This is a genomic window from Streptomyces sp. JNUCC 63 (assembly GCF_054366325.1).
Genome location: NZ_CM135963.1, coordinates 7,478,084 through 7,490,042 on the forward strand (window position 1 = coordinate 7,478,084; position 11,959 = coordinate 7,490,042).

At 72.1% G+C, this 11,959-nt stretch carries 16 protein-coding genes; 6 read left to right on the plus strand and 10 right to left on the minus strand.

Annotation, left to right across the window (positions count from 1 at the left end; genetic code table 11):
- Window positions 1–35: 35 nt before the first annotated feature.
- Entirely contained in the window at window positions 36–1,235 is a 1,200-nt protein-coding gene (locus ACX25U_RS34550) for a beta-1,3-glucanase family protein (protein ID WP_454385900.1), read from the minus strand.
- Window positions 1,236–1,555: 320 nt separating this feature from the next.
- Between ACX25U_RS34550 and ACX25U_RS34555 the strand changes: the two genes are divergently transcribed.
- On the plus strand, window positions 1,556–1,834 hold the full coding sequence (locus ACX25U_RS34555) for a GlsB/YeaQ/YmgE family stress response membrane protein (RefSeq protein WP_454385901.1): 279 nt from the start codon (window positions 1,556–1,558) through the stop codon (window positions 1,832–1,834).
- 143 nt (window positions 1,835–1,977) lie between these two features.
- Here the strand turns inward: ACX25U_RS34555 and ACX25U_RS34560 are convergent, their stop codons facing one another.
- The gene (locus ACX25U_RS34560; protein WP_454385902.1) at window positions 1,978–2,208 is read right to left on the minus strand and encodes a hypothetical protein; all 231 of its coding nucleotides are present in this window, start codon (window positions 2,206–2,208) and stop codon (window positions 1,978–1,980) included.
- A gap of 219 nt (window positions 2,209–2,427) precedes the next feature.
- Between ACX25U_RS34560 and ACX25U_RS34565 the strand changes: the two genes are divergently transcribed.
- On the plus strand, window positions 2,428–3,246 hold the full coding sequence (locus tag ACX25U_RS34565) for an SAM-dependent methyltransferase (protein WP_454385903.1): 819 nt from the start codon (window positions 2,428–2,430) through the stop codon (window positions 3,244–3,246).
- A 10-nt stretch (window positions 3,247–3,256) separates the two neighbouring features.
- On the opposite strand, the gene ACX25U_RS34570 is transcribed toward ACX25U_RS34565, so the two are convergent.
- A complete protein-coding gene (locus tag ACX25U_RS34570) occupies window positions 3,257–4,180 on the minus strand; it encodes a helix-turn-helix domain-containing protein (protein ID WP_454385904.1) in 924 nt (307 codons plus the stop codon).
- 98 nt (window positions 4,181–4,278) lie between these two features.
- A complete protein-coding gene (locus ACX25U_RS34575; RefSeq protein ID WP_454385905.1) occupies window positions 4,279–4,509 on the minus strand; it encodes a DUF397 domain-containing protein in 231 nt (76 codons plus the stop codon).
- Window positions 4,510–4,695: 186 nt separating this feature from the next.
- On the opposite strand from ACX25U_RS34575, the gene ACX25U_RS34580 reads away from it, so the two are divergent.
- The 3 genes from ACX25U_RS34580 to ACX25U_RS34590 all read left to right on the plus strand — a co-directional run bounded on the left by ACX25U_RS34580 (window position 4,696) and on the right by ACX25U_RS34590 (window position 6,196).
- A complete protein-coding gene (locus tag ACX25U_RS34580; RefSeq protein ID WP_454385906.1) occupies window positions 4,696–5,241 on the plus strand; it encodes a hypothetical protein in 546 nt (181 codons plus the stop codon).
- A gap of 307 nt (window positions 5,242–5,548) precedes the next feature.
- Window positions 5,549–5,794, plus strand: a complete 246-nt coding sequence (locus ACX25U_RS34585) for a WhiB family transcriptional regulator (RefSeq protein ID WP_454394646.1) — start codon at window positions 5,549–5,551, stop codon at window positions 5,792–5,794.
- A gap of 144 nt (window positions 5,795–5,938) precedes the next feature.
- Window positions 5,939–6,196, plus strand: a complete 258-nt coding sequence (locus tag ACX25U_RS34590; RefSeq protein ID WP_454385907.1) for a DUF5133 domain-containing protein — start codon at window positions 5,939–5,941, stop codon at window positions 6,194–6,196.
- A 77-nt stretch (window positions 6,197–6,273) separates the two neighbouring features.
- Here the strand turns inward: ACX25U_RS34590 and tgmB are convergent, their stop codons facing one another.
- The 3 genes from tgmB to ACX25U_RS34605 form a co-directional block, all read right to left on the minus strand.
- Window positions 6,274–7,257: an ATP-grasp ribosomal peptide maturase gene (tgmB, locus tag ACX25U_RS34595; RefSeq protein WP_454385908.1), complete on the minus strand. Its 984-nt coding sequence runs from the start codon at window positions 7,255–7,257 to the stop codon at window positions 6,274–6,276.
- Window positions 7,258–7,272: 15 nt separating this feature from the next.
- The gene (tgmA, locus tag ACX25U_RS34600) at window positions 7,273–7,464 is read right to left on the minus strand and encodes a putative ATP-grasp-modified RiPP (RefSeq protein WP_454385909.1); all 192 of its coding nucleotides are present in this window, start codon (window positions 7,462–7,464) and stop codon (window positions 7,273–7,275) included.
- A gap of 121 nt (window positions 7,465–7,585) precedes the next feature.
- Window positions 7,586–7,927 (minus strand): YkvA family protein, encoded by a 342-nt coding sequence (locus ACX25U_RS34605; protein ID WP_454385910.1) that lies wholly within the window; start codon window positions 7,925–7,927, stop codon window positions 7,586–7,588.
- Between the two features lie 205 nt (window positions 7,928–8,132).
- Here ACX25U_RS34605 and ACX25U_RS34610 point away from each other — a divergent pair, with 205 nt between their 5' ends.
- Complete coding sequence (locus ACX25U_RS34610) at window positions 8,133–9,164, plus strand: hypothetical protein (RefSeq protein WP_454385911.1); 1,032 nt, start codon at window positions 8,133–8,135, stop codon at window positions 9,162–9,164.
- Window positions 9,165–9,203: 39 nt separating this feature from the next.
- Here ACX25U_RS34610 and ACX25U_RS34615 read toward each other — a convergent pair whose 3' ends face one another.
- The 3 genes from ACX25U_RS34615 to ACX25U_RS34625 form a co-directional block, all read right to left on the minus strand.
- The gene (locus tag ACX25U_RS34615) at window positions 9,204–10,427 is read right to left on the minus strand and encodes a hypothetical protein (RefSeq protein WP_454385912.1); all 1,224 of its coding nucleotides are present in this window, start codon (window positions 10,425–10,427) and stop codon (window positions 9,204–9,206) included.
- A gap of 149 nt (window positions 10,428–10,576) precedes the next feature.
- The gene (locus ACX25U_RS34620) at window positions 10,577–11,440 is read right to left on the minus strand and encodes a hypothetical protein (protein ID WP_454385913.1); all 864 of its coding nucleotides are present in this window, start codon (window positions 11,438–11,440) and stop codon (window positions 10,577–10,579) included.
- 155 nt (window positions 11,441–11,595) lie between these two features.
- Window positions 11,596–11,958 (minus strand): hypothetical protein, encoded by a 363-nt coding sequence (locus ACX25U_RS34625; RefSeq protein WP_454385914.1) that lies wholly within the window; start codon window positions 11,956–11,958, stop codon window positions 11,596–11,598.
- Between the last annotated feature and the right edge of the window lies 1 nt (window position 11,959).

Here is an 11,959-nt window from a genome sequence, read left to right on the forward strand (position 1 = left end):
CCGGAGCGGCAGGCCGGCCGGGTCAGGGCCTGTCCCTAGAACGGCGAGAGGGTCAGCCGGATCCGGCTCGGGGCGGTGTCCTGGATGTACGAGGCGAAGTCCGCCACGTCGTCGAAGGCGAACCCGTAGGCCCGGCCGTCCTCCGTCGCCGCGTGCATGGCCTTGGCGTAGTGGTTGGTGACCTCGGTGCGGTAGAAGGAGGCGGCGTCGGTCACCGGCTGGGCGGCCGTGGCCAGCAGGGCCGAGCGGTTGAAACCGGCGCCGAGCACCGCGGCGACCGGACCCGTCGTACCGTCGTTGGGCGCGGCGAGGGCGCCGTCGCAGAACAGGACGTCCCGGGTGGAGGGTTTGTCGAAGCCGACGGAGGCAGGGCCGTCGAAGGTGAGCCGCCCGCCGCGCACCCGGCCGGTGAAGGTGCCCGCGCCGGTCGTGACCGTGAGGTCCGTGCCCGTGTAGGTGCTCCACACCTCGTCGATGTACGGCGCGAAGTAGTCCTCGGCGAACAGTCCCGCGTCCAGGCCGTGGCCGGGGGCGATGACACGGGTGTCGTCCACGACGAGCTTCGAGAACTCCTCGACCTGCCGCAGCGCGGCGAACGCGGCTGCCCGCCCGCCGCCGCGCACGGTGCCCGTCGTCCGGTCCTGGGCGCCGGTCAGACGGATGCTCAGCGGCACGCTGAACATGTCGACCATGGTCGTGTTGCAGAACATGCCGGCGGAGTTGTACGTGAACTCGGCGCAGTCGTGCAGGACGGGATGGTTGGGGTCCGAGGACACCCAGCCCGCCGGGTACTGCAGGGCGGCGTTGCCGTTGCCGTCGGTGACGGCCTTGAACTTCAGCTTCTGCCCGAGGGCGACGTAGATCCGGCCGGACATCCGTGGCAGGGACAGCCGGGTCTCGCCGCTGCCCGCCAGGGGTATCGCGTAGTCGGTGAAACCGTCGCCGCCGTTGTCCGACAGGGCGATCGGCGCGAGCGTCCCGTCGGGGGTGACGCGGACCTGCCGGCCGTCCTGGTTGCCCACGATGTACACGTGGACGGAGGCGTTGTCGAAGGCTCCGCTGTTGTTGACGATCGTGAGCGGAAGCGCTTGCGCGGCGGACGTCCCGCTCTCTGAGGCCGTGCCCGCGAGGGCGTGAGGGGCGATCGCGGCGACTGCGGGCGCGGCCGCCGCCGCGCCGCCGAGAGCGGCGAGGAACTTCCTGCGGCCGAGGGGGCGCTGGTGTCGAGAGGCCATGTGGGGGGTCTCCTTGGTGTCTGTCGTGCGTGCGTGGGGTGACGGCGAACCGGGAGAGAGGAGTGGGTACGAGCGATGAGAGCGCTCTCAGCCCGCCGTTGAGCCTTGATGGTACGCATCTCAACCACCCGCGCCAACCGGTCTGTCGGCCACTCAGATCCCCATGACCTGCGGTCGCTTGAAAACCGAACGGGCCTCGGTCAAGGCTTGATCCGGCCTTGAGGGCCACTCAAGCGTCCGAAATGCGCATGCCAGGTTTGCCTGCGCCCGTTGTGTGCATCCGATAAGGGCACGTACTTCCGACGGATTGTGGAGGAGAAGTGGGCATCATCGCCTGGATCCTGATCGGCCTGCTGGCCGGCGCCATCGCCAAGCTGCTCCTCCCGGGCAAGGACCCGGGCGGCATCATCGTCACCATGCTGATCGGCATCGCGGGCGGGCTCCTGGGCGGCTGGCTGGGGAAGGTCATATTCGGCGTCGAGTCGATCAATGGCTTCTTCCACCTGTCGACCTGGATCGCCGCGATCGTCGGCTCCCTGATCCTGCTCGTGCTGTACCGGCTCTTCACGGGCAACCGGAGCTCCCATCGACACGCCTGAGCCATCCCGACCGCGCCCGGCGCCCGCCACGGGCGCCGGGCGCCTGCGTGGTACAGCTCGCCGCTGTCTCTCCGCCGCGCCGAACAGAGTGACGGCCGGCCCTTGCGGGCCGGCCGTCGGTGAGCGTGTGGCAGGAAGCGGAGTCATGCGGCTCGGTGCGGGTCCCCGGGGAGGTCTTCACCCGGTTCGGGCGCGGCCGGGCTCGCGCCGGCTCCGGTGCCGCGTCGGCCACCCGGGATCAGGCGCAGATGTCTGCGGTGCCCGGCATGGCGGCCCCGCGCCGGACCGGGAGCGAGTACCCGGTCCTCCATGCGGTCCATGACCAGCAGCAGCACGGACAGAAGCGGCAGCAACAGAACAGCGACAAGTATCACGACGTCCCCTCGGCCGACACAGGACTCCGGGTGCTCCGAACCACGCCGTTGATGGGCGCGGTGCGGTGAAGGATTCGTGACGATCGGGGCGGATGCCGAGGCGGTCGTGAAGTGCCGTTCAACAGTGGACCCGTTCGGGCGGACGGCGGGTTCCCCGCGCTGTACTCTCAGTCGAACCGGCCCAGTTGGCGCGGTGGAATCGGCGAGTCTGGGGGATCGATGCCTGCGGAGAACCAGCTGTTCACGAACATTGACGAGAACGTGCCGACGGCCGCGCGAATGTACGACCACTATCTGGGCGGCAAGGACAACTACGCGGCGGACCGCGCGGCGTGCGAGGAACTCGACAAGGTCGTCCCCAGCACCCGCCGCCTCGCCCTCAACAACCGGCGCTTCCTGCAGCGCGCCGTCCGCGTGCTCGCCGAGGAGTACGGGATCCGCCAGTTCCTCGACCACGGCTCCGGTCTGCCCACCCAGGACAACGTCCACCAGGTCGCGCAGCGCGTCGACCCCAAGACACACGTGGTCTACGTGGACAACGACCCGATGGTGCTGGTCCACGGGCGGGCCCTGCTGCAGCAGGACGAGCGCACCGCCGTCATCCACGCCGACTTGCGGCAGACCGACGAGATCTTCTCGCACGCCGAGACCCGGCGCCTGATCGACTTCTCGCAGCCGGTGGCCGTGCTGTTCAACTCGGTGTTCCACTGCATCCCGGACAGTGACGCAGACGGCCCCCTCGCGGTGGCCCGCCGCGTACGTGAACGGCTCGCGCCGGGCAGCCTGGTGCTCATGTGCCAACTGGTCAGCGAGGACCCGGAAGTACGCGCCTTCGTCACCGACTTCATGGACCAGGCCACGCAGGGCCACTGGGGCCGGGTGCGCCAGGAGAAGGACGTCGCCGAGTGGTTCGAGGGACTCGAGATCCTCGAGCCGGGCCTGGTGGAGGTGTCCACCTGGCGGCCGGACACCGATGTGGCTCCCCGTCAGCTCACCCACGAATGGGTGGAGTTCGGCGGGATAGGCCTGATCCGCTGAGCCGCGTCGCTCAGGGAGCGGGGGAGTAGCGGTCGTTGGCCGTCCTGCGCAGCAGCGCCAGGGACTCCTGGGGCGTCAGCGCCTCGTCGGCCAGCCTGTCCAGGGCGATCCGGTACTCCTCCGTCTCGTCGCGGTCCTCCAGGAAGTTGGCGCTCCTGATGTGCTCGAGGTAGACGACGTCGGGCAGGTCGAGCCCGCCAAAGCGGAGGTAGGTGATCGGGATGCCGGGCGCGGACGCGTTCGTCACGTCCAACGGGATGATCTGCATGGTCACATTGGGGCGCCGTGCCATCCGGATCAGATGGTCGAGCTGCTCACGCATGACCTCGCGGCTGCCCAGCACACGCAGCAGCACCGACTCGTCGATGACCGCCCACAGCTGCGGAGCGTCCTGACGCAGCAGCAACCGGGCTCGCTGCGTACGCAGTTCCACGCGTCGCTGCACCTCGCTCGCCGAGGCGGTCGGCAGGCCGCGCTCCACCACGGCCCGGGTGTACGCCGCGGTCTGCAGTAGACCGGGGACGTACTGGATCTCGAAGGTGCGGATCGCGGCGGCCGCCTCCTGCAGGCCGACCAGCCGGTCGAACCACTCGGGCATCAGCCGCTTGTCGTAGCGCTGCCACCAGCCGGGCTCGCCCGCCCGCCGCAGCAGCTTGAGCAGGACCGAGGACTCGTAGTCGTCGGTGCCGTACAGCCGCAGCAGGGAGCGGACGTCGCCCTCCGCCGGTGGGCGGCGTCCCTTGCCGGACTCGATGCGCGAGAGCTTCGCGGCACTGAACCCGAGTTCCCGTGCCGCCTGCTCCTGGGACAGGCCGGCGTCCTCGCGGAAGCCCGCCAGCTGGACGCCGACCAGCATCTTCAGCAGAGTCGGGGCCGGCTCGGGCCGGTCCAGATAGGGTTCGAGACGGGAGAGGCGATGCGGCTCGGCGGACATCCTGACTCCCAGTGGACCGGCAGACTTGAGGGTTACACTATCGCACCGCCCCGTCGCGCAGCGCACGCGCCCGCACAAGTCGGCAACTCCCTTCCGCTTCACAGCAGATGGTCGAACTCGCCCTCCTTGGCGCCGGCCAGGAACGCGGCCGCCTCCGCCGGGGTGTAGACCAGGGCGGGGCCGTCGGGATCACGGGAGTTGCGCACCGCGATGCCGCCGCCGACCAGAGCGGCGACCTCCACGCAGTTGCCCTCGGCATTGCTGTGCCGGCTCTTGATCCAGCGGGCGTCCAACGAGCTCGCCCGCACTCCGTTCCGCACTGGTGGCACCGCAGTCTCCTTGCTGTTCACGTTCCCGCGCCCGCGCACTTTCACGAGAAATTTCGCGTGCAATTGCACGCGGACGCCCTTGGCGTGGATAATAGCCGGGGCGTCAACCCCTCGGTGGACGCCGCAGGCTGACGTCGCATCAGGAAGATGCGCCCCCATACGACCGCCGCTGAAAGGCCCGACGCCATGCGCACCGCACCGACGCAGCAGCCGAGCACGCAGCGCACCGACCGCGCGACGCCGTCGACCGGCGTGGCCGCCGCCGCGCCCCTGTCGGCCCTGGGGCGGGTGCCCTGGAACGAGATCAGGGACTCCACCGGCTCCGCGGCCGCCATCCCCCTGCTGCTGGCCGACGTGGCCTGCGGCGATGCCGGCACCGCCCGCGCCGCCCTGGAGGAGCTGCGCAAACGAATCTGCCAGTACGGCTTCGTCGTGGAACAGGCGACCGCCGCCACGGTCCCGTTCCTGTGGGAGCTCGCCCAGCTCCCGCGGGTGACCTGCCGTCCGCAGATCATCCAGCTGCTCAAGAACATCGCCGACGCCCGGCAGTGGGAGAGCGTCGCCGCGGTCTACCCCAAGGTCCTCAACCGCCGGGAGAACCCCGTGGTGTGGGAGCGCAGAGCGCGGCAGGCCGTGCGCGCCCGGAGCGGCGCGCTGCCGGCGCTGCTGGCGGACCGGGACCAGGACATCGCCCGGGCCACGACGGAGCTCGCCGACGCGCTCGCCGAGTGAGCGGCGGCCCGGAATCTCCGGGCCGCCCCGTCCGCTGGGAGACCACTCGATTCGGCCACCAGCACGAACATTTTTTCGTCGGAATCCCCTCTCGGGCGCAAACCCTCCGTTCCTCGGGGTTCACGGCGCCGCGTTCTTCTGTGCACGTCCCTCGAACGGCGCACAGGACCTTGGCCGCGAGACCGAAATGCACCTATATTGCGGATACCTCTGCCGGGTCGTGCGGTGTCCTGTCGCCGCAGACGGGAGCTGCCCGGACAAGTGCGGCCGAGTGTGAGCGGAGGTCCTGGTGAGTGTTGGCCCACAGATGAACTGGCGCGAGCGCGGGGCGTGCCGCTTCGAGGATCCCGAACTGTTCTTCCCGCTCGGGGAGAGCGGCCTGTCGCTGCGGCAGGCAGAACAGGCCCGCGCGGTGTGCCACCGGTGTCCCGTGCTGCGCGAGTGCCGGAGCTGGGCCCTGCGCAACCGTGAGTACGACGGTGTCTGGGGCGGCATGACCGCGAGAGAGCGCCGCGCGGTGACGGGGCGGGGCTCCGAGGACCGGGGCCGGTAGCGCCGACGGGCCCCTGGTGGCGACCGGTGGCCGAGCCACCGGAAAACGACGGAATCCGGTCAAAGGCGTGCCCATGAGGCGGCCGGCATGCATGGCACGGCGTGCCTGGGGCATGAGCAGCAAAAATCGAGAGAGGGGCGCTCCGTGCTGATTCCGGACCCGAAGATCGTCAGGACGTTGCTGACTCGATACGCATCGCTGAAGATCGCTCAGGCGGAGAGGGAGCGGGCAGAGACGGCTCGGGAACTGGCGGACGTCAGCTACACCTTGTGCGTCATGATGGGCACCACCAGCATCGACGACGCGATCGGCAAGGCGGACGCGCTGCTGCTCGCCCCGGGGCGGCCGACGGAGGCCGCCACGGAGGCGGACGGCGAGGGCGGCCTGTCCCTGGCCGTCTGACGTCCGCGCGGACAAGGGCAGGTGGGCGGGGGCTTCTGTGTTTTCGCCGGGCCTTTTGTGGCACGGCGTGCCTGTGGTCAAGGAGCCACGGTGCGCCTGCCGTTGACGGGATCGTGGTCCTCAGGGGTGGGACGGGCCAGCCACTCGGCGATGGTGCGGGCGATCGGCTGGCCGGTCTCCACCTCGATGAATCCGAACTGCCCGGACTGGTTGCACTCCAGAAACCACCACGTCCCGTCCGCGTCCTCGGCGAAGTCGAAGGCACCGTAGGCCAGCTCGGCCTCCCGCAGGTAGGTGCGCACGGCCGTGGCCACACACGGCGGCACCCCGGCCGGCAGCCACGGCGTATCGGACGCGGCGAACCGGACGTCCACTTCGTCGGGGTCGGCGTCCGTCGGGGTCGCCTTGCGGGCGGCCAGCAGCATGTCGCCGACGGCGGTCAGCCGGATGTCGGCGCGCTTGGCGACCCTGCGCTGCAGCAGGGTGGGCCCGTAGGCCACCGCGCCGAAGTCCGTGTCCGGCGCGACCCGGCTGGTCGGCACCGCCCTCGGCGGCTCCTGGGGATGCGCGCCGGAGACCGGCTTGACCACCAGGTCCGGGAAGCGCTCGGCGAACTCCCGGGCGGCCTGCGGGAACGTGGTGATCACAGTGGCCGGCACGGGCAGGCCGCTGCGCTGGGCGAGCCGCAGCTGCCAGGGCTTGTGCCGGGCGCGCCGCGCCGCGTCGGGATGGTTCATCCACCGGGCGGCGCAGCCGCGCAGCATCCCGTAGAGGGCCTGCGTGGCCTCCTCGGTCAGCCAGGCGGAGGGCTGCGCCGCCCGGGCCGCCGGAACCCCCGGCCTGCGCACCCAGACCGAGCGCAGGCCGTTCACGCTCACCAGCCGCCCGCCGGCGGACAGATGGCCGCGGAAGGAGCCGTGGACGTACTCGCCCGACAGGGCGACGCCCGCGGTCAGGTCCGCCGGGTCCAGCCGGACCACCGGGACGGAGGAGGCGTTCAGGTGCACCACCACCATGTCCGCCGTCACGTCCTCCTCGCCTGTCAGGATCAGTACGGTCATCGTCGCAGGCCGTGTTCAGTCGTCGAAGTGCGTCTTGGAGCCCGCGGTGGAGGTCGTGGTGCCCAGCTCCCTGAGAAGCGCGTGGTCGGATGCGGCGATCCGCCCGTCCATGGTGACGTTCAACTGCAGCCCGGAGTCATAGACGTACGGCGTGGTCGCTTCCCATTCCACTGCCGGACGTGCGTAGTTGAGCGCGAACGGTTGCATCGTCTCTCCCCTGTCGGTGCAGCCGCGATCAAGCGGTGGTCGTCCTTGCGGCGTCGCTTGGCCCGCTGACTTTTTTCGGGTTCCCGACCACTTATACGAATCGAACGGGTGAATGGTTTCCTTACGGAGCGTAGTCATTGGCGTCTACGTGTCCGCGACGCCCGGAACGTCCCGTTCGGTGCGCCGGTGCGGGCAGCCGTTCACCTCCGGCTGCGTGCAGCGAGCGCAGCGCCAGGAACAGGACACCGATGTCGTCCAGGTACACCGGGTCGGGCACCAGGTCCGTCGGCAGGACCAGATACAGGACGGCACCCCAGAAGACCCAGCGCGGCCCCGTCGGAAGCCCGGCGCGGCGCAGATCGCGCCGTGTGCGCACCAGCCGCACGAGCAGAGCGACGGCCACGCCGAGCACGGCGGCCGCGAGCACGGCGGCCACGAGCAGCACCTTCTCGGTGGAGTCCACGGTTCCCGTCCCTTCCTGTCGTACTGTTCGCCGGCAGCCGCTCCTTTCGGATGCCCGGTCGCCGCGCTCCCATGACCGCCGGGCGGGGTCACCCGAGTGCCTCGCACCGGTGGTGCGCCGGCAGAGCGCCCCATGCAATGGTCAGGGTAAAGGCGTGCCGCCTTCGGGGGCGCAGTGGCGGCCGCACCCCTGCCATGGAGCACAGATGACCACCCGCACCTCACCACACCGGCCGAACCAGTCCGTCATCGCCTTCCCCGAGGAGATCCACTGGTCCGGGCCGCCCGGCGGCACGGTGGGGGACGGGGAGGACGACGGCGCGGACGGTGATCCGCTCAGTGGCCTGGTCCGGGCCGCCGTCGACGACCGGCCCCTGGAGGAGGTCGTCCGGCTCGTCACCCTTCTGGAGGACACGCCCGAGTACGCCGGCGCCGTCCGCCACGCCCTGCGCGCGGTCGCCCTGCACCGGCCCGTGGAGGACGTCGCCCGACTGGTCGCCGAGCTGACCCGGCCACCGCGCCCGGCCGACAGTGCCGACGACACGATCCGCGCCGCGGTCACGAGCCGCTGTGTGGCGGATGTCACCCGGCTGGTGGCCCTGCTGCACCGGCCACCGCAGCAGCCGCACTGCGCACGGGAAGCGGTTCGCGCGGCCACGGCCGGCCGCACGGTCGAGGACCTCGTGCAGCTGATCGGCCGGCTGGCCCGGGAGCGGCACGACGAGCCGTACGACGAGCCGTGCGCCGCGCAGGCCGTGGGGGAGGAGCAGCCGGTCACCGAGGAGCCGGAGGAGAGGGCGGGACGCCCCGTCTTCTGGCCCGGTTGGATCGCCGCGGCGGCGCTCGTGGTGTGCGGCGCGGCGTACTTCCCGATGCGGTGGGAGGGCGTGCCCGTCCCACTCTGCGTCCTCGCCCTCGCCGTATCGGGGCTGTGCGGGGCACTGGCCCTCGTGCTGGCCCTGCGTGCCGGCGTGGTGGCCCTGGTGGCCGGGGCGGTGCTCCCCGCCGTGCTCGCGGTGGCCGGCTACGTCGAGGGCCGGTTCGCCTCGGCCGAGCTGACCCGGGCGCTGGCGATCACCGTGGCGCCGCCGCGGAGCGCCGGGCTCACCGCGGTGTGCGCCTCCCTGGCCTGTCTGGCCGCGCTGACGCTGCTGCTGATGGTCCAGGTGGCCGAGAGGCATCCCCAGCCCCAGCCGGCCGCACTGGGCTCACGGGCCGTCGACCCGCCGGCGCCGTGAGCACCTCGTCCACGCCGGGCAGCGCGCCCCGGACCGGGCTCAGTCCCCGGGCCGGGGCCGCGTGAGCCCGGCGGAGGAGGACTCGGCGGCCTCCCCGGAGCCGTCGCCGGCCGGGGAGGCCGCTCCCTCCCGGGAGGTCCCGTCCGGGCCGGTGCCGGGGCGCAGCGACAGGGCCGTGTCCTTCAGGCGTCCGAAGCCGCGCGCCAGCTGCTGGAAGGGCGACCCCGCGGACGTACGGCCCTGCCTCCTCGCGGGCAGCGCGCCCTCGGCCTCCGCCTCCCGGTACACGGCGAGCGCCTCGTGGGCCCGCTCGGCGGCCTCCCGGTACAGGTCCCGGGACCTCGTCATCGCCTCCAGGGCCTCGGCGTACATGGCGGCGAGCTCACGCGCGCGGGTGAGCTCCTCCTCCATGGTCATCAGGTGCCACTCCTCGCGCAGCGCGGTCAGCGCCTCGTCGGCGCCGGCCGGCAGGGGCCGGGGCAGCGCGGCGAACCGCGTGATCGCGTCGAGGAGCTCCGTGGGCTCCGTGCCGTCCAGGAAGACACTGCGCACGGAGAACGCGCCCGCGTCGTAGCCGGGCGCCGCCGGGCTGCCGGGCAGGACGACGGCGCCGCCGCGGGGCACCCGGGCGCCGAAGTCGTCCAGTACCCAGTTGACGGCCCGGAACCGGTGCGGTGCGGCGCGGTGTTCCACGACCCGGTGCCGCAGCCCCTCCGGCAGCAGCCGCACCAGCGACAGCCGGCCGCGCTCGTCGGGCGTCATGGCCTCGTGTACGACGACGTGGACGGCCCAGGGGTCCCGCACCGCGTGCTTCAGGACGCGCCTGAGCTCCTTGTCGTCGTCGGGAAGGGAGTTGACGTCCCCGAGCCGCAGGCCCGTGACGGCTTCGCGGTCCCAGCCGGCATCGGGCCGCTGCGGCCAGAACATGGCCGCGGGGGAGGGCCACCGCGGATCCCAGGGCTGCTCCGCCTCCGCCAGCAGCACCCACTCCCGCACCTGTCCGGACCCGGAGCCGGGCGGGGGCGACAGGGCGAGCCGGGCCCGTACGGTCACCTCGCCGGGCGCGAGCCAGCGGGCCTCGAAGACCTGCTCGCGGGCGGGGTCGGCGTCCTCCGGTGCGAGGTGGTCCTGGAGGGCACCGTCGGCCCCGAGCCGCTCCAGGTGACGCCGTACGACATCCTCCGCGGCCGGCCCTTCATGGCGGCCGCGGGCCGGCCACACCGTGGGCGGGGCCGCGGGACGGGAGGGGGGAGAGTTCGACATGAGCCAATCTGCGGGCGGGGGAGGGCATGCACGTTCAGTATCGCCACACCGGATCATGCCCAATCCGGCGGGGTCGACGCCCGTCCTGCCACGCCGACGGCGCCGGCCGCCGCGGCCGTGTGCGTGCCGCGCCGGGGCGTTTGCCGTGGTCAGCCCGGTTGCGCGGTGGACTGGCCGGCCTTGGCCAGCTGGTCGGTGACGTCCGCGGTGTCCCCGGCCGGCGGCGGCGCGACGTTGACGCGGGTGCCGAAGTCCGAGAACTTCAGCAGGGTCGTACTGATCACCTTGGTGTCCTGCTTGCCCGGGGTGCGCTGCTTGAGCGGATGCAGGGTGAGCCGGACGCTCTCCTGCCGCAGCCGGCCCCGGTCGTCCAGCCACAGGTCCACCGGGACCGAGGAGGTGCCGAGCTGCCGCCTGAGCTCCTCGGCCCGCGAGGCGTTGCCCCGGGCCAGGGCGGAAACGGGCACGTCGGCGCGGTAGTGCGTGGTGTCCGCACCGTCCACGGTGTCGCCGCCGACACGGGTGACGTCGCCGGAGCGCAGGTCCTCGAGGTAGTGCAGCGGCTCCGCGGGGTCGCTCACCCGCGAGGCGGCGGAGCCGGAGCGGGACAGGCGGTTCAGATCGATCTTCATCCACGTCCTGCCGCCGGGCAGGTCGACCCGCTGCGAGCCGGACGGCTTCTGGTAGACGACGCCGTCGACGACGCGCTGCTCGATCGTGCTGCCCTGCGAGGTCAGGGTCATCCGGCTGGCGCCGCCCTTGAGGTCCACCACTCCGCTGCCGCGCGCGGCGACGCTCTGCCCCTCGGCCACGGCCTTGGTGGTGACCGTCATCCTGGCGCTGTCCGCGGCCACGGTCCTGCGGTAGGCGTCCTGGACGGCCCGGGCCTTCGGGGTCGCGCTCGGTCCGGCCGACGCGTCCTTGCCCGCCCCGGTCCCGGAGCCGCCGCAGCCGGCCAGGCCGGTGACGAGGACCAGCGCGGCGACGGCACTTCCGGTCTGCGCTCGCGACACGGTGCACTCCTCCCACATCGGGTTGCTCGCACGTGCTTGACCCGTCCCGCATGCCCCGTTCGGAGCATGCCAAGCCCGGGACGGCCGGTGGAACGATACGGACGAGCCGCGCCGGGGAAGGCGCGGCTCGTCCGTTGGGGCGGGGAAGCGGTGTGCTACGGCCGCTCCTCGTCGCCGGGGCGGGGTTCGCCGCCCGCGATGGTGTCCTCGTATCCGGCCTCCTCGCTGCCGTCGTCGCCCGGCCGGACACTGGTCCGGGCGCCGGGCTGGCCGCCGCTGGTCGTGCCGTAACCGCCGGGCACGCCCGGCGTGCTGTCCGCGTCGACCTGCTCGCGGCTGATGTGCCGGGTGGCGCGCACGTTGGCGTGCCGTTCGGGATACGGATAGCTGAACGGACGGGAGGCGGCGCGCTCCTCCTCCCGCCGTTCCATGCGTTCCACGTCGCTCCGCTCGGCCTCCCGCCGCTCCGCGCCGCGGGGGTCCTCGGGTGAGTCGGGGCTGTTGCTGTGGCGAGTCATG

Coding starts and splice junctions, on each gene's coding strand:
- ACX25U_RS34570 (WP_454385904.1), bottom strand. CDS start 4,180: ATGTCCGCCGAGCCGCATCGCCTCTCCCGTCTCGAACCCTATCTGGAC.
- tgmA (WP_454385909.1), bottom strand. CDS start 7,464: ATGCAACCGTTCGCGCTCAACTACGCACGTCCGGCAGTGGAATGGGAA.
- tgmB (WP_454385908.1), bottom strand. CDS start 7,257: ATGACCGTACTGATCCTGACAGGCGAGGAGGACGTGACGGCGGACATG.
- ACX25U_RS34585 (WP_454394646.1), top strand. CDS start 5,549: ATGAACTGGCGCGAGCGCGGGGCGTGCCGCTTCGAGGATCCCGAACTG.
- ACX25U_RS34580 (WP_454385906.1), top strand. CDS start 4,696: ATGCGCACCGCACCGACGCAGCAGCCGAGCACGCAGCGCACCGACCGC.
- ACX25U_RS34625 (WP_454385914.1), bottom strand. CDS start 11,958: ATGACTCGCCACAGCAACAGCCCCGACTCACCCGAGGACCCCCGCGGC.
- ACX25U_RS34565 (WP_454385903.1), top strand. CDS start 2,428: ATGCCTGCGGAGAACCAGCTGTTCACGAACATTGACGAGAACGTGCCG.
- ACX25U_RS34610 (WP_454385911.1), top strand. CDS start 8,133: ATGACCACCCGCACCTCACCACACCGGCCGAACCAGTCCGTCATCGCC.
- ACX25U_RS34615 (WP_454385912.1), bottom strand. CDS start 10,427: ATGTCGAACTCTCCCCCCTCCCGTCCCGCGGCCCCGCCCACGGTGTGG.
- ACX25U_RS34550 (WP_454385900.1), bottom strand. CDS start 1,235: ATGGCCTCTCGACACCAGCGCCCCCTCGGCCGCAGGAAGTTCCTCGCC.